This is a genomic window from Microcoleus sp. AT9b-C3, from assembly GCF_036705485.1.
Taxonomy (GTDB): Bacteria; Cyanobacteriota; Cyanobacteriia; order Cyanobacteriales; family Microcoleaceae; genus Microcoleus.
On the sequence record NZ_JAUBUR010000018.1, the window covers coordinates 1 to 21,768 of the forward strand.

25 protein-coding genes and 1 pseudogene are annotated in these 21,768 nt (G+C 45.2%); 9 read left to right on the forward strand and 17 right to left on the reverse strand.

Going from position 1 to position 21,768, the window contains the following annotated elements; translation table 11 throughout:
* The first annotated feature begins 192 nt into the window (after positions 1-192).
* The 4 genes from QUB77_RS16990 (at position 193) to QUB77_RS17005 (ending at position 1,271) form a co-directional block, all read left to right on the forward strand.
* On the forward strand, positions 193-384 hold the full coding sequence (locus QUB77_RS16990) for a hypothetical protein (RefSeq protein ID WP_333175403.1): 192 nt from the start codon (positions 193-195) through the stop codon (positions 382-384).
* Between the two features lie 70 nt (positions 385-454).
* The gene (locus tag QUB77_RS16995; protein ID WP_333175401.1) at positions 455-661 is read left to right on the forward strand and encodes a DUF433 domain-containing protein; all 207 of its coding nucleotides are present in this window, start codon (positions 455-457) and stop codon (positions 659-661) included.
* A 50-nt stretch (positions 662-711) separates the two neighbouring features.
* Positions 712-912: a DUF2281 domain-containing protein gene (locus tag QUB77_RS17000; protein WP_333037627.1), complete on the forward strand. Its 201-nt coding sequence runs from the start codon at positions 712-714 to the stop codon at positions 910-912.
* Positions 906-1,271 carry a type II toxin-antitoxin system PemK/MazF family toxin gene (locus QUB77_RS17005; protein WP_333175398.1) on the forward strand — a complete coding sequence of 122 codons (366 nt, stop codon included), beginning with the start codon at positions 906-908 and terminating at the stop codon, positions 1,269-1,271. The genes QUB77_RS17000 and QUB77_RS17005 overlap by 7 nt, the downstream gene beginning before the upstream one ends.
* Positions 1,272-1,344: 73 nt before the next feature.
* Here the strand turns inward: QUB77_RS17005 and QUB77_RS17010 are convergent, their stop codons facing one another.
* Together QUB77_RS17010 and QUB77_RS17015 are read right to left on the reverse strand one after the other, a co-directional pair.
* Entirely contained in the window at positions 1,345-2,700 is a 1,356-nt protein-coding gene (locus tag QUB77_RS17010; protein ID WP_333175396.1) for a tetratricopeptide repeat protein, read from the reverse strand.
* A gap of 8 nt (positions 2,701-2,708) precedes the next feature.
* Complete coding sequence (locus QUB77_RS17015; protein ID WP_333175394.1) at positions 2,709-4,070, reverse strand: AAA family ATPase; 1,362 nt, start codon at positions 4,068-4,070, stop codon at positions 2,709-2,711.
* A gap of 251 nt (positions 4,071-4,321) precedes the next feature.
* On the opposite strand from QUB77_RS17015, the gene QUB77_RS17020 reads away from it, so the two are divergent.
* Positions 4,322-4,639 (forward strand): hypothetical protein, encoded by a 318-nt coding sequence (locus QUB77_RS17020; protein WP_333175392.1) that lies wholly within the window; start codon positions 4,322-4,324, stop codon positions 4,637-4,639.
* 161 nt (positions 4,640-4,800) lie between these two features.
* On the opposite strand, the gene QUB77_RS17025 is transcribed toward QUB77_RS17020, so the two are convergent.
* From QUB77_RS17025 to QUB77_RS17060, 8 genes are all read right to left on the reverse strand, one after another.
* A complete protein-coding gene (locus QUB77_RS17025) occupies positions 4,801-5,352 on the reverse strand; it encodes a Uma2 family endonuclease (protein ID WP_445251754.1) in 552 nt (183 codons plus the stop codon).
* A gap of 189 nt (positions 5,353-5,541) precedes the next feature.
* Complete coding sequence (gene aroF / locus QUB77_RS17030; protein ID WP_333175387.1) at positions 5,542-6,603, reverse strand: 3-deoxy-7-phosphoheptulonate synthase; 1,062 nt, start codon at positions 6,601-6,603, stop codon at positions 5,542-5,544.
* Between the two features lie 221 nt (positions 6,604-6,824).
* Positions 6,825-7,298 (reverse strand): PAM68 family protein, encoded by a 474-nt coding sequence (locus QUB77_RS17035; RefSeq protein ID WP_333175384.1) that lies wholly within the window; start codon positions 7,296-7,298, stop codon positions 6,825-6,827.
* Between the two features lie 95 nt (positions 7,299-7,393).
* Positions 7,394-7,663, reverse strand: a complete 270-nt coding sequence (gene rpsO / locus QUB77_RS17040) for a 30S ribosomal protein S15 (RefSeq protein WP_190661928.1) — start codon at positions 7,661-7,663, stop codon at positions 7,394-7,396.
* Between the two features lie 150 nt (positions 7,664-7,813).
* Positions 7,814-8,437 (reverse strand): Holliday junction branch migration protein RuvA, encoded by a 624-nt coding sequence (ruvA, locus tag QUB77_RS17045; protein ID WP_015174486.1) that lies wholly within the window; start codon positions 8,435-8,437, stop codon positions 7,814-7,816.
* Positions 8,438-8,532: 95 nt separating this feature from the next.
* A complete protein-coding gene (locus QUB77_RS17050; protein WP_293185597.1) occupies positions 8,533-8,895 on the reverse strand; it encodes a DUF5615 family PIN-like protein in 363 nt (120 codons plus the stop codon).
* Positions 8,892-9,230 carry a DUF433 domain-containing protein gene (locus QUB77_RS17055; protein ID WP_333175378.1) on the reverse strand — a complete coding sequence of 113 codons (339 nt, stop codon included), beginning with the start codon at positions 9,228-9,230 and terminating at the stop codon, positions 8,892-8,894. The genes QUB77_RS17050 and QUB77_RS17055 overlap by 4 nt, the downstream gene beginning before the upstream one ends.
* A gap of 83 nt (positions 9,231-9,313) precedes the next feature.
* Positions 9,314-11,950: an AAA-like domain-containing protein gene (locus QUB77_RS17060; RefSeq protein WP_333175376.1), complete on the reverse strand. Its 2,637-nt coding sequence runs from the start codon at positions 11,948-11,950 to the stop codon at positions 9,314-9,316.
* 1,076 nt (positions 11,951-13,026) lie between these two features.
* Between QUB77_RS17060 and QUB77_RS17065 the strand changes: the two genes are divergently transcribed.
* The 3 genes from QUB77_RS17065 to QUB77_RS17075 all read left to right on the forward strand — a co-directional run bounded on the left by QUB77_RS17065 (position 13,027) and on the right by QUB77_RS17075 (position 15,037).
* Positions 13,027-13,233, forward strand: coding sequence for a hypothetical protein (locus QUB77_RS17065; RefSeq protein ID WP_333175375.1), 207 nt, complete (start codon positions 13,027-13,029; stop codon positions 13,231-13,233).
* Between the two features lie 282 nt (positions 13,234-13,515).
* Positions 13,516-14,088 carry a hypothetical protein gene (locus tag QUB77_RS17070; RefSeq protein WP_333175374.1) on the forward strand — a complete coding sequence of 191 codons (573 nt, stop codon included), beginning with the start codon at positions 13,516-13,518 and terminating at the stop codon, positions 14,086-14,088.
* Positions 14,089-14,320: 232 nt separating this feature from the next.
* Positions 14,321-15,037, forward strand: coding sequence for a GUN4 N-terminal ARM-like repeat domain-containing protein (locus QUB77_RS17075; protein ID WP_333175371.1), 717 nt, complete (start codon positions 14,321-14,323; stop codon positions 15,035-15,037).
* A gap of 1,241 nt (positions 15,038-16,278) precedes the next feature.
* Here QUB77_RS17075 and QUB77_RS31780 read toward each other — a convergent pair.
* A pseudogene (locus QUB77_RS31780) lies at positions 16,279-16,416 on the reverse strand (hypothetical protein); the annotation flags it as partial.
* 605 nt (positions 16,417-17,021) lie between these two features.
* Here QUB77_RS31780 and QUB77_RS17080 point away from each other — a divergent pair.
* Complete coding sequence (locus tag QUB77_RS17080; protein WP_333175369.1) at positions 17,022-17,258, forward strand: hypothetical protein; 237 nt, start codon at positions 17,022-17,024, stop codon at positions 17,256-17,258.
* A gap of 1 nt (position 17,259) precedes the next feature.
* Here QUB77_RS17080 and proC read toward each other — a convergent pair whose 3' ends face one another.
* From proC to QUB77_RS17110, 6 genes are all read right to left on the reverse strand, one after another.
* A complete protein-coding gene (gene proC / locus QUB77_RS17085) occupies positions 17,260-18,105 on the reverse strand; it encodes a pyrroline-5-carboxylate reductase (protein WP_333175367.1) in 846 nt (281 codons plus the stop codon).
* 199 nt (positions 18,106-18,304) lie between these two features.
* Positions 18,305-18,922: a cell division protein SepF gene (locus tag QUB77_RS17090; protein WP_333175364.1), complete on the reverse strand. Its 618-nt coding sequence runs from the start codon at positions 18,920-18,922 to the stop codon at positions 18,305-18,307.
* 117 nt (positions 18,923-19,039) lie between these two features.
* The gene (locus QUB77_RS17095) at positions 19,040-19,705 is read right to left on the reverse strand and encodes a YggS family pyridoxal phosphate-dependent enzyme (RefSeq protein WP_333175362.1); all 666 of its coding nucleotides are present in this window, start codon (positions 19,703-19,705) and stop codon (positions 19,040-19,042) included.
* Between the two features lie 72 nt (positions 19,706-19,777).
* On the reverse strand, positions 19,778-20,047 hold the full coding sequence (pipX, locus tag QUB77_RS17100; RefSeq protein WP_006634205.1) for a transcriptional coactivator PipX: 270 nt from the start codon (positions 20,045-20,047) through the stop codon (positions 19,778-19,780).
* Positions 20,048-20,089: 42 nt separating this feature from the next.
* Positions 20,090-20,548: a holo-ACP synthase gene (acpS, locus tag QUB77_RS17105; RefSeq protein ID WP_333175359.1), complete on the reverse strand. Its 459-nt coding sequence runs from the start codon at positions 20,546-20,548 to the stop codon at positions 20,090-20,092.
* Between the two features lie 159 nt (positions 20,549-20,707).
* Positions 20,708-21,703 (reverse strand): energy-coupling factor transporter transmembrane protein EcfT, encoded by a 996-nt coding sequence (locus tag QUB77_RS17110; protein ID WP_333175357.1) that lies wholly within the window; start codon positions 21,701-21,703, stop codon positions 20,708-20,710.
* Positions 21,704-21,768: the final 65 nt, after the last annotated feature.

Sequence of the window (21,768 nt, forward strand, 5' to 3'; positions counted from 1 at the left end):
CCTGGCACATCTCTTGATGAAGTTATTCGTGCTTATTGTGCATAAAGAGTGTCTCATACTTATTTGAAATGACTATACCTTGTAAATACTAGGGTTTTGTCGCGGTGCGTGACAATCAATAGTCCCACCGCCGCGAGTTAAAGTTTTCCCGTTGTCACGCACCCTACGACTCCAGGGATTGTAGTGCGATCGATGTTTGAGAAAAATCAACAGGCGATCGCGGATTATCTAGAGGGCCGAGGGGTTAAAGTTAAAACTAGAACAGATTCTCAAGTCAGCAGCGCGGCGGGTTTTAATTCTGGGTATGAAGTGGGCGACAAAATTAGTTTGCACAAGCAAGTGCAGCCGCAAGGGGATCTGAAGCAACTTAATGAGTGTCTTTGAGTAGGGTGTGCGATCGTGAAAATCAGCTTCCTAGGTTAGAATTAAAAACAGAAACTAACAGAAGAGAGCCATGTCAGACCAAGATATCGCTAATATAATTACGATCGAACCGGGTAAACGAGGTGGTAAACCTTGTATTCGAGGCATGAGAATTACAGTCTATGACGTGCTGGAATATCTGGCTTCTGGGATGACTTATCAAGAAATTCTAGATGATTTTCCGTATCTCACCCAACAGGATATTTGGGCTTGCTTGAGTTTCGCAGCTAAACGGTAATTGGAGCGAGAGCGTTATAGTTAAGTGAATAAGATACATAGGGTAAAAACATGACAGTTTACGATCTAACTATTGCTAAAATTAGCCAACTGCCAGAGTCACTTGTTCAAGAGGTGAATGATTTTATAGACTTTTTGCTCCTCAAATACAACAGTGAATTGCCACAGCTTACTGAATCAGACTTTTCTGACTATTTAAAGAATTTAGAAGCCTACGAAGAAAAGTTAGCCCGTGGAGAAATTCAATGGTAGGATCTTCATCAGTAAATCCAACATATACAAGAGGAGATGTCGTGTTATGCGACTTGAATCCGGTAGTTGGTACGGAGCAAGCTGGTATAAGACCTGTTGTCATCTTACAGATTGACCGTGCTAATGCAGTAAGTCCTCATACTATTATTGCACCGTTTACTACAAAGATTCGTCGCGCTCTTTTACCTTCTCATGTATTTGTTCCATCTGGAGTTGGGGGTTTAAATCAAGATTCAGTAATACTTTGCGAACAGATTCGGGTGATCGACAAATCTAGGGTTATTAGGGTAATCGGTCATTTAGATCAAAATTATATGGATGAGCTGGCAGTCGCCCTACGTGTGATTTTAGGCTTGTGAGCGATCGCTCTTAGTCATTTTTGAGGTGATCGCATCTTAATCTCTCATCATAAATCAATAGTCTCAGCTACTGTTATGTTTGTTGGATGAGAGCTAAATGCTGCTGATTGCATTCTATTGCTTTGTTATAGTCTCCTAATGCAAAGAAAGCTTTGCATAGATTAAGCAAAGTCCGCTCTTGGACCCAGCGTTGTCCGATTTCCCGTACAATAGTTAAACTCTGTTGGAGATAGTCGATGGCTTGGGGATATTTTCCTAGAGAATAGTAAGCAACTCCCAAATTTGACAGTGCGACTCCCTCACCGTTACGATCGCCAATTTCCCTTGCAATGATTAAACTTTTTTCGAGATACTCGATGGCTTGGGAATAATCTTTTAGCAAACCGTAAGCAAGTCCTAGATTTCTCAGTGCGTCTCCCTCACCGTTGCGAGCGCCCATTTCCTGAAAAATACTTAAACTCTGCTCGATATAGTCAATAACTTGGCGATAATCTCCCAACGAATTGTAACCATTTCCCAGATTTGCCAGTGCGTCTCCCTCACCGTTCCGATTACCGATTGACCTTGCAACACTTAAACTCTGTTGGAGATAGGCGATGGCGTGGAGACAATTTCCCAACGAATTGTAAGCAACTTCCAGATTTGCCAGTGCGTCTCCCTCACCGTTGCGATTACGGATTGACCTTACAATACTTAAACTCTGTTGGTGATAGTCAATTGCTTGGAGATAATCTTCTAGCGAATTATAAGCATTTCCGAGATTTGCCAGTGCGTTTCTCTCTGCTTCGCGATCGCCAATTTCCCGTGCAATGCTTAAACTCTGTTGATAATAGCCAATTGCTTGGAAATATTTTCCTAGCCCATAGTAAACATTACCCAAACTTCCGAGTGCCTTTCCCTCACCTTTGCGATCGTAAATTTCTTTAAAAACTGTTAAACCCTGTTGGTGATAGTCGATAGCTTGGAGATAATTTCCTAGGGAATTGTAAGCATTGCCCAGATTTGCAAGAACAACAGCATCCAGATTAGGGCTTAATTTGCCCAAAAGTTGGTTGTACAGCTCAATCAGTTCCCTATAGTAGCCCCAGAGTGATAATTGATGGTGCAATTCTTCATTGGTAGGTGTATCGAGTGGAGTTGATATAATTTTGCGACCTCGTATCCAATCTTCCACCTGACAAAGATGGTGAAATGCTTCCAAGTATCCCTTAATTTTATCTAAATTGGAAGCATCCCGCTTCGGTTTGTACATCGTCAGCCAATTTTTAACTGCTTTGTACTGAGCGCGTTTACAAGGCGGCAGTTCCCTAAACTCCGGTGCTGCTAGATCGATTCCTAGATTAGCCAGCATCCACTCTCCCGGCGGCGTGATGTCAACTTCCAAACCATTTTGACTTTTAAAATCAAATTCAGCAAATGTACTATTCATATTGTCCACTACCTCACTGTCAAATTTTTCAAATGCTCTAATGCTACGCTGCGAATTAAATTGTGCTGTCGCAAGTGTATCTCATCGTCAATTAATTCTTCTTCTACCAAAAAGCGAGCGCGCAACGCATCCAACGCTAACTCTTGCTTCTCCTCATCACAATCCCAATCTTCCAAATGGCTCAGCCAAAACTCCTCCGGTACTGCACAGCGATACACAGAAGCTTCGCAAAGCAATCGATAGGCATTCAAAACATCTTTTTTCAATCTCTCAAACGTCTTTTCCAGCCGGACTCGCACATTTTTTCGCAGTTGGCGAGTATATCGATCCAGTCGCCAGTCGTCATCTGCTGATGAGGTTATTCCTTTGGTCTTAGCTTCCTCAATTGCCTTCTCCACTTCTTCAATTTCATGTCCGTATTTATTCCAATAGCCTGCCAAATTGCCATAAAAAGGCTTGCTGCCAATTTCCCCAGCAATTACCCGCAAAGCCAATGGATGCCCCTCATAAGCAGCCCCAATTCGTTCTAAATAAGGTTTGTTTGGTGAATCTATTTCAACCTCCAGTCCAGTTCGATCGAACAATTCTAACTGTTCAGATGCTGTCAGCCCCTTCAATTCTTGACAATCCCAGAAAATTTTATAACGATCCGGAATTTGGTCTGGCAAATCCTGCGATGTTACTATTATCCGACTTTGGCAAGATTTCACTGCCAAAAAAGCTGCAAAAAATTCGGTCCACAACTCATCCTGAAAACCATTCCAGCCTGATTCTTCATTTCCTTTTAAAATCAATTCCAGAGAATCTATCACCACCAAATACGGCTTTTCTCGCAATCGCTTGACAGTTCGATTTAGCAACTGCTGCGTATCTTTGCGGTCTTCTGGCGTAATGCGTTCTCCCCACTTTTCCAACCACCGAATCGCCACACTAGCAAAATCAGAAGCTTGCTGCTGGTTTTCAAAATTCTCCTGATGAAACTTACGACCGTCGCCTTGCAACTCCACCGCCAATCTTTCAGCTAAAGCCGTTTTACCAATTCCCGCGATGCCAAGAAGAATTAACAAGTGGCACGAACCCTGAACCTTCTGGGCGAGTTGACTAATCAGGTCTTTTCGACCAACCCAAGCATCGTCGCAAGCAAAAAACTCTGCTCTCAAATCACTCTGAGATAAGGGACTATCATCCACAATATCTTCCCAGTTCTCCAATTCTACAGCCTTGCAAATCTTGACAAAAACCTCATGCTGAATAGGCTTCCGCCGCCAAAACCGCTTTAAAGTTGCGACTGAAGTTTGGGCATCTCCGCACCAGCTAGAAGCTTGTTTTTCCAAGCCTTTCTTTCGCCTTGCCCGATCGACTATTTCCAACCCAGATTCAGATGCTCTTAGACTAGCTGCCCTGCTGATTTTTTAACCTTCAGTAACCATATTTAACTTATAACATCTGCCAATTTGTGGCGCGGCTCAATTTTGGCTCACTTTTGGATACAGCGCCAGAGGTGTGTAGAAATTGAGCCGTCAAACCTTTGCTGTTCAAGGAATATAGAGATCGGAAGTAAGTTAGGCGATATCGCTGATTTCCCAGTTCAAAAAATCACTTCTTTATCAAGAGTAAGACTATGCAAGCACAAAATTTCGTTCAACTGGAACTACCAGGCGTTTTACCTCAAAAAAACGACACCCTCAAACAAATAGAAGAAGCAATGCAAGGAATACTAGACCTAACATGGAAAACTGTGCTACTTCAGATATCACCACGCAGCACTAAAGAACTGATGCGACAGCACGGAAAACTGATGGCTCTCAATGATAGAGAAGCAAGAATTAAAGTTTCCTCAACACCACTTTTGCTAATGGCAATTCAAAAACTTCCCGATGTTGAATCAGCCTTCAGAAAAGCTTTTGGCACAACAGTCAAAATCCGTCTCGAAGTGTAAGTGATATCGTTTCCGGTGACAGCGTATTATTCAATGCTTTGCCCGCGTGCGGTGCGTGACAGTCAATAGTCCCACCGCCGCGAGTTAAAGTTTTCCCGTTGTCACGCACCCTACGACTGATATCTTGCACAGAGTACGATCGCCCTCAATCAATCAATCAATCAATCAATCAATTCCGCTTCTTCAAAAATCTGTCTAGCCGTCAACTCCAAACCAGGCAGCAACTCATCCAAAATTAGTGTATTATCCGTATAAACTTGACTCAAACCATCGGTCAAAAAACTTCTAATTAAAATAGCCTCTGGATCAATCACCCAAACTCGCGGAACACCCGCCGCCAAATAATCTTTCGCCTTCTCTTCAAATCCCTGCATCGTTTGACCAGGAGAGATAATCTCAATCACCAGTTCAGGAATTGCGGGACAAGCTTCATTTTGCCGCCAACTTTTCGGCAGACGCGCATAAGAAATATAGGTCAAATCGGGAACAGGTACCCAATCTTTATCCTGACGTTTTAACAAAATTGCCCATTCTGGAAGCACTCGCCCGCGTCCTTTACACCATACACGAATCAGGAGACACAAAGCTCCCTGTAAACTGGAATGAAAAAATTTTGGAGACACTTTCGGAACAGCTTGACCATCTACAAACTCACAATATATATCTCCGTCGGGCAAAGCTAGAAATTCTGCTAAAGTGAGTTTGGTTCCCATGCCTACCATGACTCCCAGCCCTCTCGCTAATTAATTCAAATATCAATTATACAAAATTTCCCAACTTTCCTAGAAGTGCGATCGCCCCAGGGCCTCTATTCCAAAAACCGAATAACAAAATCCCCGACTTTTTTAAGAAGTCGGGGATTTAATTGCGATCGCATTTTAGGTTAGGCGAAACGCCTGTTTCTATGCCAAAACTGGCACCGGTTGCGGCCAACGGTTCATGACTTTACCAATCACCGCCAATTCTTCCATCAACTTATCGAACTGATCCGGTGTTAAAGATTGCGGCCCGTCAGACAAAGCTTTTTTCGGATTCGGGTGCACTTCAATCATCAGCGAATCTGTACCAGAGGCGATCGAAGCAAACGCCATTGACGGTACAAACTGCGCCCAACCGGTGCCGTGACTGGGGTCAACCATAATCGGTAAGTGAGTCAGAGTCCGCAACACTGGAACCGCCGACAAATCTAGCGTATTGCGTGTATATTGCCTGTCATACCCGCGAATTCCGCGCTCGCACAAAATCACGTTCGGATTGCCAGAAGCCATGATATACTCAGCAGCCATCAACCATTCTTCAATGGTGGCGGAAATGCCGCGCTTCAGCAAAACAGGTTTGTCTTGAGCTCCGACTTTCTTCAACAGCGAGAAATTCTGCATATTTCTCGCCCCGACTTGGATCACGTCGGCTACTTCCACGATCGCACTTAAATCGGCCGCATCCATAACTTCTGTGATAATTCCCAAACCGCTAGCTTCCCGCGCCGCAGCTAGCAATCCCAAAGCACTCTCGCCGTGGCCTTGGAAAGCGTAGGGAGAAGTTCTCGGTTTGTACGCGCCACCACGGAGAAAATGAGCTCCAGCAGCTTTGACGCGCATTGCCGTTTCGACAATCATTTCTTCGTTTTCGACCGAGCAAGGGCCTGCTACGATCGCGATCGGGTGATGCAAGCCGATCATTACAGTTCCTAAAGGAGTAGCAACCGCTACGGAGCTGGGTTCTCCTTGGCGGTACTCCAGAGAAGCGCGTTTGTAGGGTTTTTCGACGCGTAGCACTTCTTCAATCCAGGTGCTCATTTCGCGCAGTTGCATCGGTTCGAGCTCAACGGTGTCGCCCACCAAACCCATCACGGTTTTGTAACGGCCGACGATTTTTTCTGGTATCAAACCCCAGTTAGTGCGGAGTTCTTCGTCGATGCGATCGATCTCGGCTTCTGGAGTGCCGGCTTTCATTACAATAATCATATTTTTTTTGCCTTTTTAGTTGGGCTAGAAACGGATGATGACTCTGATGCACTGAGAAAAATAGATGCAATGGCGATCGAGAATCTATTTATATCAGTATTATTAGCATTGTTCTGGGGTGGGTTCTTATTCCCTCCACAAATACAAACTCCCTAAAGGTTAACAGCTTAGTTTTTAGCTAATGACTAATGACTAATAACTCATGACGTAATGACTAATGACTAACTTTTTGGCTTCGCGGCGCGCCACGCTTCTCGCATCCGTCCAAAATTGGTATTAAATTCTTCCCACCCCAGAGTGCTTCCTGAAATTTCTTCATCCCAGGAAGCCGAGAGGACTCCGTAGCTTAATCCCAGAACGCCTAGACCAAAACAGCCCATGCTTACCAGCAATACTGCTGTGTTGGGCAGATCGAACAAGCCGTTCCTGACTACCAAATAGCTGACAAAAAATGTGCAAATTCCCAATAGGGTAGGTAGGCCGCAGAATACCGCTATGCGAGATATCATGCGTTGGCTGACTACTTCTGGGATGGATTGCGACTGTTTTCCGGTTTTGTTAGCTTTCGGCTGCTTGTCGGCAGAATCCGACTCTAAGGCTAAGCTTGCTTGGGGTTCTGGGGGCTTTTTAGGCGTTTTTTTACGATTTGTTGCCGGTTCAAAGGGCAAGCGCTTGCGGGGTGGTTCGGAGGACATATTTTATCTCTAACCTGAAATCTCGAACATTTTTCAATAAGTCTTGGTGTTTGCCCAAGATTAAAGAATATTGTCGCAAATTTTGGCTTTGGTGTTTAGCCGCGAATGCCTAGACGGGCAATCAATGCTTTGTAGCGATCGACATTTTCCCTTTGGATGTATGCCAGCAGGCGCTTGCGGCGGCTGATCATCATCATCAAACCGCGGCGGGAGGCGAAGTCTTTTTGGTTGATTTTCAGGTGGGCGCTGAGTTTGGTGATGCGATCGGTCAGCATGGCGACTTGGACATCTGCTGAACCGGTATCGGTTTCATGGGTTTGGAAGTCGCCCATGATTTCTTGTTTGCGCTGTTGTGTAAGAGCCATGAATTGATTTTAGTTTTTTTTGTACGATTGTCACAATCTCCAATGTTATCACAGGGGAAGCATAATAACGATAAAATTTTTGCCAGGGATGGGTTTGTTGGTCCGACCGAATTTTGGTTTTTATTCCCGGTTTTTGGATGTTGTAGGGGATTATCGGCTCAAATAGGCGATCGCCTCACGTATCCAATCATCGGCATTACCTTTGGCGGATAAAGTGCTGTCTTGACTAAGGGTTTGCAGCGCTTGCAAGACTTCAGCAGCAGTGTATCCCATCGCCAGCAGGATCATCTCGACTTCTTCTTGAATAGCTGGGGGGACTCCGGCGGCGACTGAAGTTGTCAAACCTGCTTGCTGTCGCCATTCCGAGAGTTTGCTTTTGAGTTCCAGGGCGAGACGTTCTGCGGTTTTTGTTCCCACGCCCGGTGTTTTGGCGAGGATGCGGGTGTTACCGCCGACGATCGCCTGGACTAAATCTTGTAATCCTAAAGTATCGAGAAGTGCGATCGCCAGTTGAGCACCGACACCGCTGACACTCGTCAACTGCCGAAACAAATCGCGTTCTGCCGCGCTGCCAAAACCGTACAATACGATTTGGTCTTCTTTAACTTGCTGGTGGGTAAAAATTTGGGCGACTTCGCCGGATGCTGGCAATTGACCGGTCACGCGGGGCAAAATTTGGATTTCATAGCCAATTTGATTGACTTCCAGAGTCAATATGACGCGGTTGCTGCCTTTGGCGATATCGGCGACTGTGCCTTTGAGATAGCTAATCATAGAGTTAATAATACACCGCGAGGGTAGCGCGCCTTTAAAAGTTGCGATCGGACTAATGCCAAAAACTCGTTTCCTCCCGAATACATTAATAACTGCTAAGGGAAAGGTAGAAAAACAATTCTATCTTGATATTCATTTTCTTGGGATGCCAGAGCCGCTAAAATCAATTCTTCTAGGTTTTCGCCAATGCTTAAATTAGGATTGATGATAAAAATCCCTGGAATGTGACGATTTACCGCCATATGTTCGGCTAAGTGCACTGGCATAGAAGTTCGGTTATTTGTCACCAAAACACAGTTATTATCTTCACACCAGTAGAGAATTTCTGGATCGAGAGTTCCTTTCGGCGGTGTTTCCGGTTCTCCCACTACTTTGACGGCGATATCGGGTTCTCGTTGCCTAATTTGATTGGGATAAATTGGATTGACATTTTCATCAATTAGGTATTGCAGGTTCATTGGCTAGTTTTGGCTTTTCTTTCTGCCCTCAGTTGGCGGAACTTTTCAGAAACAGGCGGGGGATTAAGGCGCTGTTCTTCTCTCATTTTGTGACCGTGTTCTCTCCAATTTCTGAGGTAATCACTCACAGGTTCTTGATTTTGGAGATAATACAGAATTGTCGCATAAACTTGTTCGAGGGTGAGGGAAGGATAAGTTTGGGCAATTTCATCAGGTGCGCGGCCGCAATCGATGTAATCATAAAGGATTGTTTCAATGCCAATTCTTGTCCCTTTCAGTCGAATATCGCTGGGAGTGAGAAAGTTGAAATAATCTGTGAGCGTTTGGGTTTGCATAATTTTGCTGCATACTCAACCTAATTTATTATATCACTGATATTTGCCCGATCGAACTTGAAGTAAACCGCTCTGGTTATTTTTCAATTCAAAATAAGATGCTGTTTAACCAAAGACAAATCCGTCTTACCAAAATTCACAACCAAAGCCACATTGAAATTTTCCAACGATTTGACAAACCACATAATTTCATTAGAAGCTTTACCTTCATAGTGATTAAACAAAATAGAAAATCGCTTTTCCAACTCGGGTTTGACTTTGCCGGAAAGCAGTACAAGTTTCAGCAGTAAACCCATTGTCCGGCTGGCGCCGAGGTTGTACACCAAATCGTAAAAAACGTAGTGGCTGGGATGTTGAGAATTTTCCACTACTAAGAAGTTGAACAACTGGTGGCAAGTCCGAACTAACAATGAATTATTGAATTTCACCGTATCATGTTCTCGCAATGTATTTTTGATTTGTTTGTACAAACGGTCATTAAATTGACGCCCGCCGTATTCTGGTTCTATCGACGATATTAAATATTCATATAAATCCACTTTAAATGAGGCGTAAGATGGAGTTTGTCTGGAATCTCTCAGGAAAAATTGAGCAGCTTCTTTGTAGCTGCGATCGCCTGCTACTTTTCCCGCAAATTCCATGACTGCTAAGTGCAGTTCTGCATCGTTCAAAAGTGTGGGATTAGGTGCCCGCTGCACAATTCCTATTTCTGTATTTCTCGGCTCAACCAAATAATTTAAATATTGAGACAAATGTGTTTCAAATTGTCGCTGTCTTTGAAATGCCAGTTTTTGAATGGTTTGTTGGTCTTCCTCAATGCTGCCCTTGCTCAGCAGAGAATAGCCGTACAAATAAGGATACCGACAAATTAATTCGCCAAAAGGAGAATCTGTATCTTGTTGCTGCGGTTCCGACTCTCTATCTAGGGCTTTTACTAATCGCTCTAGCGTCTGGAATTCTTCACTTTTAGTAAAGAAAGCTATTTGTTCTTGCAAGCGCTTGACTATGTAAAATTCCGTCCCGAATCGGGGAGAACTCTGCTTAAATAAAGCTACCAACTTGGCGATCGCGAACTGGTTGTGTGATTGCAATTGCCAGCGGTTGATGGGGATGTAGCAGCAGCGGTGTAGGATATATTTAAAGTGCTGATCCAATCGCTTGACTGAGACTATACTGTACAAAGTTGCTTCAATCTCTCGATCGGGATAGCCCATGCCGTCGATAAATAGCTTTCGGAACCGCTCGATCACCTGTGCGGGGGATTCTGTTTCCACGCAGGAGACGATGTGATCGTACAATCTCTGTTCGTTGCTGCCAGTTGGAACACTATCTGAGGGCGGGGTGAGGATGCGGCTGTCTGCATCTGTGTCTACGCTGCTGTCTGCAACTGGTGGGACAACCACTGTCGGTTTTTCCTCAACAGTTCGATCGGGATTCAAGAACCAATAGTGTTCTTGGCTTAATTGTTTGTTGGCAGCCCAATCCAAAGCTGACTGCAAACTTTCCCCTGTCAATAACAGCGATTCATCTTCGCGGTCTGAAGCCAGCCATGCTGCTAGCGCGGAGTGGTAGGGAGCCAATTTTCCCAGCTCTTTTTCCACCCAAAATCGATTAAAAACTGACTGATAAATTAGGTTAGAAACTATTAACTTACCGTGAGATTTAACAACCAGTCCTGACAGTTGCAATTCGAGTTTTTCGGGAGAGTAATCTGCTGGTACTCCCTGCGATTCCCCCGGTTTTGTTGCCTTGAGTGGTTGCAAAGCTTGCTGGTACAGCGTTAACAGCCGCGTGAGGTCGCAGTGGCTATGGAAAATGCGATCGCGTATGGGTATCAAATGTTGGGGTTCGTCTTCTTCTTCCCAATTTTTAATAATTCTGTGTTTGACGAGTTTTTCAACCTGCTGAGCTTCCGAATTTCGGCCAATGAAAGGCCCGTATTCAAGTACCAAGTGGCAAACTTTTTGAGTTAGAAACGGTTGGCCACCCGTCCAAGCTAATATTTCTTGGAGCACTTTTTGGGGGCGAAAAGCTTTGAGGGCTAATCCTTTTGCTAGCGGCAAACTTTCGTGCAGTTGGAATCGGCTTAAATGAATCTGCCGTCCAATATTAAAAGGATTGCATCTGGGATCTCGGATTAATTCTGAGGGGGCTGCTACTCCCATAACAGCAAAAGTCAGGCGATCGTATTCCGGTTGCTCTGCCCGTTTGGAGTAACAAGCCCGGATCAAAGCAAAAAAATCGGTGGTACTGAAATTTAGGCTGCTGATGCTGTCAATGTCATCTATGAAAATTACCAGATTTTGCTGAAGTGACTTGAGCAAAACTTTTTCGATAAATATCTCCAATCGCTGCAGCGGCGGCAGCACTTCGCGATCGTTCCACCACTTGAGGGCATCAAACCTGTTTGTGAGGTGCAAACTGCTTGCCATGCGGTACATGATTGCTGCGTACCACTTTTGGGGGGAGATATTGGGGCTGCTGATGCTTCTCAAATTGATGGCGGCAAAAACTGTACCTTCTGCTTGCAACCTTTTGGCCGTTTGCACTAGCAGGCTGGACTTGCCCATTTGTGGCGGACTCAACACGTAGCAGAAGTCTCCGGCTTTTAGTCCTTCGTAGAGCTCGCTGTCTGCCGATCGCCTGACATAGGTGGGCGCAGCGGCAGGCAAATATCCTCCGACTTGATATTGGTACGTTGAGTTGACTTCTGCTGTCATCTGGGAATTCATCAAGATTTTACACCCCTATGCTGTGCGATCGAAAGGTTACAAATTGCAATTATGGCCCGCTTATAGCATTTTAGATTTTAGATTTGAGATTTGAGATTGGGGAATGACTTATTCAATAAGGGTTTGGAGTTTGCCTGTTGCATTTGCATGGTTTTTTTTGAATCGGCCTTACTATGGGGGAAAATTTTTCTTCCTCTTTCTCTATTGTCTACTAGCTCAGCTTTCTTCTCGTCAATCTTTACCGTATCTTTGCAAGCGTTCACCCCAAATCCTACGATCTGCCCAATCGTACCTCGACCCTTGATTTTTTACACTCGTTCACATAATTAGATGAATTTTCAGTCTCCTCGGATTGAAAACGCTCAAACGCCCTTTTTTTCACATTTTTTTACAATAATACTTTAAAATTCACCCGGTGGTATGATATGGGCAGGGAAACTCCTAACCAGAGCTCCGTCAACCTTCTGCCTTCAAATCCGCTTGCCGGATGCCGGAGAAAAACGCGCTCGCAATGGCTGCCAATAAAAAACCCCAGCGTTTTGCTGAGGACTGCTTGAGTGGGAGATATCGTTAATCTGCGTTTTTTAGTTGACTTAGATTGCATGGAATTCCATGCTGCTGACTTTCCCCGGGCTTTCGCGTTGGGGGATTCCTAAGAACAAACTTTTCAGGATGCATTCACAAAAAGTTTAATTCTTAAAGGCTTTGTCAGTACCAGGCTAACCACTCGCTCAACTATAAAAGTTAAGTCGGTGGCTAATTGTAGAAGATGCGCCCTGATGGCTTAACTACCCGATGGATTAGCACCCTGATGGCATAACTCCCTGATGGATCGACGCCCTGATGGCTTTCGCTCCACTACCCAAAAAATTCGGGTTGATGGATGATCGTGGACGTTAGTAACACGTCACTTCCGGCGTTTCCGATCGCAAGCGGGTGTGCCTGTCTGAATTGATTATGGCAGGCAGATTTATCAGAAGACAAGTGGGCTATTGCATCAACCCATTTCTGACAGATCGGGTTAGCCAAAAAGTGTCAATCTACGCAAATCAGGGTCATCGAACATGAAAAACAGCATCTTAGTATTAGGGGTAATTGCCTCGGCTGGCTTCGGCTTTTTCCAGGCAGGCAGCGCCAGCGCTTTAGCGATCGCCCCACATTCATCAGCCAGCAGTTTGACGGCTTGGGAGAGTCGTCCCGACTTTAACTACACTGGAACGAATGAGGATGGGGAGCAAGAAGAGGTAAAAACCGGTAAAGGCAGGAAATAATTGCCGCTATTGTGTGGTTCGCCCGGAGTGCGGTTGTGGTTGTGGTTGTAGTTGTGGTGGTGTTTGTTGTCGCAACGGTCTCTAATTGAGGTGGTTAAAACTCGATCCCAAGATCAGTCTACCTAATCCCAGGGGTGGTAATCAGTTTCAGAGAACGGTGGATGGGAAAATAAATAGGTAAGGCGAGTCTGTCGGTGGAGTTTCCCCGCCTATCAACTTCCTTACCTTCTGATGTTCGGGATTTGGATCTGGCACAATCGTATTTCATCTCGTAAAAACCCAATGGAAAATACTCTCGAAACTACCCGCAGACAGCGCGTATTGACAAGAACCCAGGAACGGCGTCAGGCAACACCCAAAGAAAAACAGTTAATTCATCTGCTAGCCAATATGGCTTGCAGTTTGATTAAATACGACTACAAACACGCAGCGGGCAAGGGTACTCTCCCGCCTTCGGAAAGCAAGCGTTTAGCGGAATGGCACTACCTGCGAGTTCAGCAAATTCGCCGGATCGAACGCTCATTGGAGCCCGTAGCGACCCTTAAGCGCGTGTACTACAAGAGTATCCTCAGTCCGAGAGATCTGAAGTCTTTGAAACTTCTGTGGCTGGAGGAGGACAAAAACCGTGTCAAACGGGTCGATCCTGAGTTGGACGACATCCTGAGCGAAGCTTTGGATCGGGGAGATACTTTAAAACAGCTATTTCACTCGATCGAAGTCAAAGAACGCACCTTTTCTGAAACTCCTCGCCCCGGCGCCGTGCCGCTGTGGGTCAAAGAGTGGGAAGACTCGGAATATGACATAAACTTTTTTCCGCCTTCGTTCTCTGCATGGGTTTCCATCGTGGACGACTAGGTTCAAGAAAAACTCTTTGACATGGCATCGATCGTAAAATTCAGATGGTAGACTAATTTGCTATTGCTGCCATTGGCGAAGAGGGTGGGGGCGTGAGGCAAAACTAGGCGGCGTTGCGCGCAGGCATGCGAGTACACAGAAGTGAATCGGAGTCAGTACCATTGTACAATGGGGGAAAACCAGGGCTTCAGCTAATAGCTGATAGCTGATAGCTGATAGCTGATAGTTTCTCATGACTGACTCGATTTCTACTTCTCCTCTAGACTCGGCGGCCGATACAGCCGAACTCCGCTCTCAGTTGAGGTCTGGTTCGGAAAAAGCTCAACTGCAACTGCTACAACAACAAATAGCAGATTCCGGTTGGGATGTATTGATGGAATTTTTATTAGAGCGCAAGTCAGAGGCACCGACTGCGGTAATGGGTAAGGCTTACCAAATTCTTTACAGTGCTAATTCTCCGAGAGCGACGGAGTTTTTGCAAGCGAATTTTCCAACTGGGGTTGTGCCGCTGCGATCGGACTCTAACGTTGATTACACTCCGCTGCAACAATTATTGGCGTTACAGGAATTTCAAGAAGCCGATCGCTTGACTTTAGACAAGCTTTGTGAATTGGCTGGTGATACAGCTTCGGTGAGAAAGTGGCTGTATTTTACGCAAGTTGAGAGTTTGCCGGTGGCGGATTTGCAAACAATTAATACCCTGTGGAAAGTTCATTCCGAAGGCAAATTTGGATTTTCAGTGCAGCGGGAAATTTGGCTAAGTTCTGGCAAGAATTGGGATAAATTGTGGCCGCTAATTGGCTGGAAAAAGGGGAATAATTGGACGCGGTATCCGCAAGAGTTTATTTGGGATTTGAGCGCGCCTAGGGGTCATTTGCCGCTGTCGAATCAGTTGCGGGGAGTGCAGCCTTTTGCAGCTTTGATGGCTCATCCTGCCTGGTTGAAGTGAATGGTTGTGGGGCTTTTGGAGAATGTGGGGCGGGCTGGATGTCCGGCCCGACATTTGTTGGTGAGGGGGTGTGGGTTCTGACGGTAACACCCCCGTCATAACATAGATAGGGCTTGCTGGATAAGTGCAGAAAGGTTACACTGCCTGGTTATGCGATCGTGCGATCGAGAAAAGTATGCAACCCATATTCCGCAGTTCTGGCTGTGATGACTAAGGATTTTCATAGATTCACTGTAAGAAAAACATCTGTGCCTACCTTTTATAATTTTAGTATCATTACTTTCCGATTTTGGCGAGCTCTAACAAATTTGAATTCACACATATTTCATAATATATTCCTTCGCCAATGTTTGAACTAATTTTCCATAAATTAGCCATCAAAATTCCGGCAACCTGATTGTTATGTTGCCAATTATTTGAATTAATTAAAAAATATTTTATGGTTGACGTTTAGGGAGCATCTCATATTTGTAAAAACACTTATTCTGGCTTCTTCCTCCTTCCTTCTTCCTCTTTCCTCCTGACTCCTGACTCCTGACTCCTGGCTCCAATTTTTGGCTTGGCTGCAAAAGTGAGATGATCCCGACGTTTATTTTGATTGTTACCCCTCTTCAACTATTAAATAATAGTGACCGCAAACCTTCCGTAAATAATTTAATATCTCCTGATCTTTGTTAAGTTGCTCACCTGTTCGGCTCCATTTAGGTTTACTAAATGTACGGCTTGAAACATCTGAAATCCCCAAGGCATTATCGGTTTATTTGTCATTTTCTTGACCTGGTTTCTGATGCTGTCATTCGCTGATTCTAAATTTCCTGGCTCTTTCGGCTATCTTGTATCTTTTTTTTGAGCTTGATTGCCATTTGCTTTCTGGGATTTCTAAGATTTTATATTGGGCTGATTTTAGGCTTAATGGGACTCTTGTTATCCATTTGACTCCTGTTATTGCTGATAGGTTTTTCCTGGTATATAAGGCGCTCTATGCTACGCAGATTCCTTCAAATATCCACTGTTTTTTGAATTCTTTTAGTCTTTCTAAAAATACGCTTTTGTCGTCGATGTTCCCTGAGTCTATTTTTAGATATAGTGGTATGTTTCCGTCGCCTGTTACGCTCATGTCTATGATAAATTGTTTGAGGCCTGGTCGATGGTCTCGCTTAGTATCCGTGTACTATTTCTATTGGTTTCATTTCGGATGTTTCTGGTTCGGGTTCTTTTTCTGTTTGATTGGTGTTTTCTACTTAATTTTTATATCCTCCTTGTATGTACATTGAACTTTCATCTAAGTGGATGCTGTTCATTTTTACTTGAAGTTTATGGGCGGCTTTTATGGCGATTGCTGTGGAGATTTTTGTACTTCCTATTTGATAATATTTGTCGAGTGATCTTCCGAGTCTATCGTCGTTTAGATATTTTGGTAGTGTTTATTTTTAGATTAGATGTGATGTTCTTTTTCCTAAAAAAAATTACTATTATATGTATAAGGGTGCGCTTAAAAATCCTATTTCATTCAAAATCCTTGCTTTCATGACTTGTCCTGGGCTGAGAATTTTTTGGGTTGTTATTCCTACTATGAAAGTTGACTTCTTCTACTAATTCCATCTCGTCTATAGCCATCCTAAATCATTTGTGAATTTCTTACTCCTTCCCCTTGATAAGGGGATGGTTGGGGTGGAGTCAAAAATTTACGACTCCTGCAAGGATTGCTATATTATGCCTGCTACTATTCCTAGATGGTCTAAATTTAGGACTTTTATGGCTTCTTTGGACTCATTCATCGTTTTTTTCCTCTTTGACCTTTAGTCGTTCATTTCAACTAAAAAAAGCCTGGAGTGCTTGCCCCGCAATGACTTCAAGCTTCTATTTTTCAATTGTGTAACCATCAATTCTGTTTAAAGACCTGCGAAATGTGGGTTTAACCTAGGATGCAAGTGGGACGCTAATTAAAGCAATAGAAATCCAACAGCAACCCAGCCGCGAAGGGATGCAGAAAACTATTGCGAGTCCGAATTTTAGCGCCACAGGAGCAACCGGAACTATTGAGTGCGATCCGAAGGGCGATCGCCAAAATTTTAGACAGGAATTAGTACATATTGTCAAGTGTGAGAAAGAAAAGTTTGGTGTAGCTTTTGTTCCCGTCAGTCAAATATCCGATGGCCAAAGCGGCTGGTTTAAAGTGCGATTGAACTCGTTTATGATAGTTTCTGTGGGTTATTCCTGACTTATTTGCCCAATTCTTGAGAACGCAAACAAGCTGCTTTCACTGCTTCGATCAGCGCAGAACGAAAGCCGCTACTCTCTAATTTAGCAATTCCGGCAATAGTCGTGCCGCCGGGACTTGTAACTTGATCTTTCAATTGTGCCGGGTGCATTCCCGTTTCTTGCATTAGCTTCGCCGTACCGAATACAGTTTGCAAAGCTAATTGAGAGGCGATCGCCCGTGGCAAACCTGCACAAACTCCGCCATCTGTCAAGGCCTCTATCAAAATTGCTACATAACCAGGCCCGGAACCCGAAAGCCCAGTCACCGCATCGAGCATACTCTCAGGTACTTCTACCACTTCTCCCACGGCCTGAAAGATGCGCTTTACCAATTCTAAATCAGCCGGTTGAACAAGTTTTCCCGGAGCGATCGCGCTCATTCCCGCCCCCACCGTCGCCGGAGTATTCGGCATCACCCGCAGCACTCCCCGCCCAGGGAACGCGGGTTCTAGCTTGCTCAGTGGCACTCCTGCCAAAATCGACACTACCAGCGCTTCAGGCTGGGAATTAGCCGTTTCTCCATTATTTCCCTGTTTGCGATCGGCCGCCACGGCCAACTCCAAAGCTACCGTATCAAAAACTTGCGGTTTAATCGCCAAAAACAGCACTTCTGTAGCGGCAGCAACTTCTAGATTGCTGGCTGTTGTTCCAATCCCGTAGGTTTCAGTCAAAAATTGGCGGCGTTGAAGTTGTGGGTCGCTCACCAATATTTCAGAAGGCAAATAAACTTTTTGTGCAATTAAGCGGGATAAGAGAGCTTCTCCCATTACCCCGCCGCCGATCGTACCAAATTTTATGTTAGTCATTAGTCAGTTGTCATTAGTCACTTGTCACTTTTGAGTTATCAGTTGTCAGTTGTCAGTTGTCAGTTGTCATTGGTTACTTAGTTGTTAGCTAATGTTATTAATCCGCAGTGTTTATTCCACAGTTATTAGTTGTTAACTATTGACTACTGACTACTGACTACTGACTACTCACCACTGTCAACTGACTACTAACTACTAACTACTGAGCCATTGGAGCTTGTTCTGCCGGCCAGACTGTGGGTGCAGGAGCAGCAGCACGGGGCCGTCCTTGAGCAGGAGGCACTTCGTGAACCACACCAGACTGAGTTCTCACCTGCACGCAGCTAGGCGTAAACAAGAAAATACTTTCGCCAATTCGCTCTTGATGACCGTCAAGGGCATAAGTACCGCCCGCCACAAAGTCCACAGCTCTTTGCGCTTGGTCTGGGTCCATCACCGTCAGGTTCAAAACCACAGACTTGCGTTCCTTAAGGGCTCGAATTGCTGCCGGCATCTCTTCAAAAGTGCGCGGCTCCATTACTACTACTTCCGAAATCCCGTTCATAGCTCCAGGCATTCCTATCACGTTATTCATTACTGACCCTACTCCCCCGGTTGGTGCAACGACATCCATACCTGTCGATCCTACTACTGACCGCTCTCGCATTCTACGATTTTGACGACGTTCTTCTTCGGCTGCTGCGACGGCAGCGGCGTTGGGTTCAGGCGCTTGGTAGAAGTTCTGATAGCGCTCCCCTTCCGTTTCGTCGTAAACGTCATCGTACTCAGGCTCATTGTTGATGCCTACAAAATCTCGCAGTTTAGAAAAAATATTCATGATTCACGCTCCTTCACGACTTTGCTGCCCCGACTATACTCGCGTTGCGCGTTAGTCGCGGGTGGCTGACTATTCTATATTTAACCCAAATTGTCTTTATCAGAAGATTTCAATTACTTATCCCCTCCTAGAGCCAAATAAGGTTTGTCCTAGCCGTACCATAGTAGCACCTGCTTGAATTGCCAAATGATAATCTCCCGACATCCCCATCGAGAGCTGCTGCATTTGAATGCAGGGCAAATTTTGCTGCTGGATTTTCTCAGCTAGTTCGCGGGTGCTGTTAAATAATTCTAGGATTTGCGAGTCCTTTAACCCCAGGGGAGGTATTGTCATCAAACCTTGAATTTTGATATGCTGACATTTGTTGAGTTCTGGAAGGTCGGCCAGCAGTTCTGGAACGCTCCAACCGTATTTGTCCGGGTCTGGCAACATTTTGACTTGCAAGCAGACTTGGGGAGAGCAGGACATTTCCCCCGCCAAGCGCGAAAGTCGCTGAGCGAGTTTTAAATTGTCGAGAGAGTGAATCCACTGGAAATGCTCTAGGGCTTTGGCGGCTTTGTTGGCTTGCAAGTGCCCGATCAAGTGCCAGTTGATATCCGGTAAATCTTGCAGTTGGCTTTGTTTTTCCGCAGCCTCTTGAACCTTACTCTCACCAAAATCCCGGATACCGGCGTCGTATGCTTCGCGGATAGCATCAGTCGGTACCTGTTTAGTAACGGCAATTAACCGCACTGAGTCCGGCAAGTGTTGGCGAATGCTGTTAATTCGAGAGGCAATGGTCATGGGTACTCAACGCTCTTGACGGGAGGGAAGGAAAATTAAGACAGTTACCAATTACAAAATTACTGATTTTCGCTATTGAAACGTGCGCTGGTGAATGGTCTGCAATTGGTCGTACTCTTGATATTGACCGCTGCGACGCAGGGTTCGCAGGCGAATTTCGACCATGAGGCGAGCGTCGGAGCGGCTGATTGGTTCAAATCTCAGCCCGCCAGGGCCGTTTGTCACCAAAAAAAACAGGCGCTGGGCGTATAGGGTGGTAAATAATTCTTGGCTGTCTTCAACCTGGGATACCCTGAAGAGGAGGCCAAAGTTTGGATGATTCAGGTAAGTTTCGGTAGTCATTCACGCTCACAATCGATCAATTTTAGATTAAAGATTTAGATTTTAGATTTTAGTTTCGCTCGATCGCCCGACGGCGTTGTTTGACGGCGGGGTACAAAGAGCGATCGCCGTAGCCATGCAATAGTCTCCGTCGTGGCTGAGGCTTAATTGCCACTGGCAATTTCCCCATACAGAGGCTTGTGCTGCCGCGGTTCCGTGCAGTTGCACATTGGGAGCACCGTTTTCGGAGCGCCGAATTTCCACATCTGCATACCGTATTCCCCGCCATCCCGTGCCTAGAGCTTTGACAACGGCTTCTTTTGCTGCCCAGCGGCCCGCTAGCTGGTTGCAGGAAACTCGATTCATTTTACCTTTAATGCTGCTGTGTTGAGAATTTAGTTGCCCGCAATCCCTTTGTTCGGCGGGTGTGTAAACTTTTTCGAGGAAGCGATCGCCAAACCGGTCTAATGCGGCTTGTATGCGCGGAACATATACGATATCTGTCCCAAGATAGATGTTCAAGGTCTTGGTTCTCTAAATATTTGTCTCCATTACTTTAGCAGGACTGTCGCCTAGCAGACAAAACTTACTCAAATCTAGGCCCGTCCTCGAAACGACAAGCTTCATCACTCATTCCCAATTCTTCAAAATTCTTCAATCTAAAATCTAAAATCTAAAATCTCAACTGTCCCAACCCCAAACAAAGCGGGCGCTCCAGAGGACGAGCAAGCATCCGAGGGCGATCCAGTCTCGGATTTTCAATTGCAACTGGTGCCATTCTACACGGTGTCGATCGGGACTGGTGAAGCCGCGAACTTTCATGGCGCTGGCTATTTGTTCAGCTCGCAGGAGCAAGTTTTCTAACAGCCGCTCCGCTATCATCAACCACACTTGAGCGGCGCTGCGAAATCCGAGTTTTTTCCAGTTTATCGCTCTGGTTCTGACCGATCGCACTAAATTTTGTATTTCTTCCAATACTAGGGGAATGAATCGCAAAGATAAAGTTAATGTTAAGGCTATTTCGGTAATAGGCCAGTTCAAGCGGCGCAGGGGCTGCATTAAGTTTTCAAGGGCGGCGGTAATTTCTTCGCTGGCTGTGGTGAGAAGGTAGAGGTTGGTGCTGTAAATTACTGTGAAAAATAGGGTGCTAACGTTGATAGCTAAATCTAGGGATTTGCGGGTGATTTTAATCGGGCCTTGTTTGAATAAAACGTAACTGTAGTTTGTGGGTGGGGGGAGTTGATTTGAGATTTGGGCTTTGGAATTGGGGATTGGGGAGTTTGAGCCTAAATTAAAAGGTTTGTACCAGGGTTTTGGTTGGGGCGGGGGTGGAAGAGTTGCGGGCTGTTGGGAAAAGGTTAATTCGTCGGCGGGGATGCGGGGCTGGTGCTCTGAGGGGAGTCCGTCGGGGGCGATCGCGCTGAGGCAAAATACTAATAGGCAGAATAGCAGCAGCATTCCCATTTGCTGTTTCCACACGCGCAAGGGAATTGCTGCTGTTAGTGTCAGTATGATTAACATTCCTACTAGCATCAACCGCCAAACGGGATTGGCGAGTATTGGCGCAATCAGAAATGTCATCAACCAGGCTAGTTTTACGCGGGAGTCTAACCGGTGCAGCCAGGTTACGGGTTGTTCTAGGTAAAGTCCAATAGGGAGCGATCGAAGTAAGTCCATCTTTTAGATTTTAGATTTTAGATTTTAGATTTTAGATTTAGGGATTGTTTGATTGAGGGATTGTT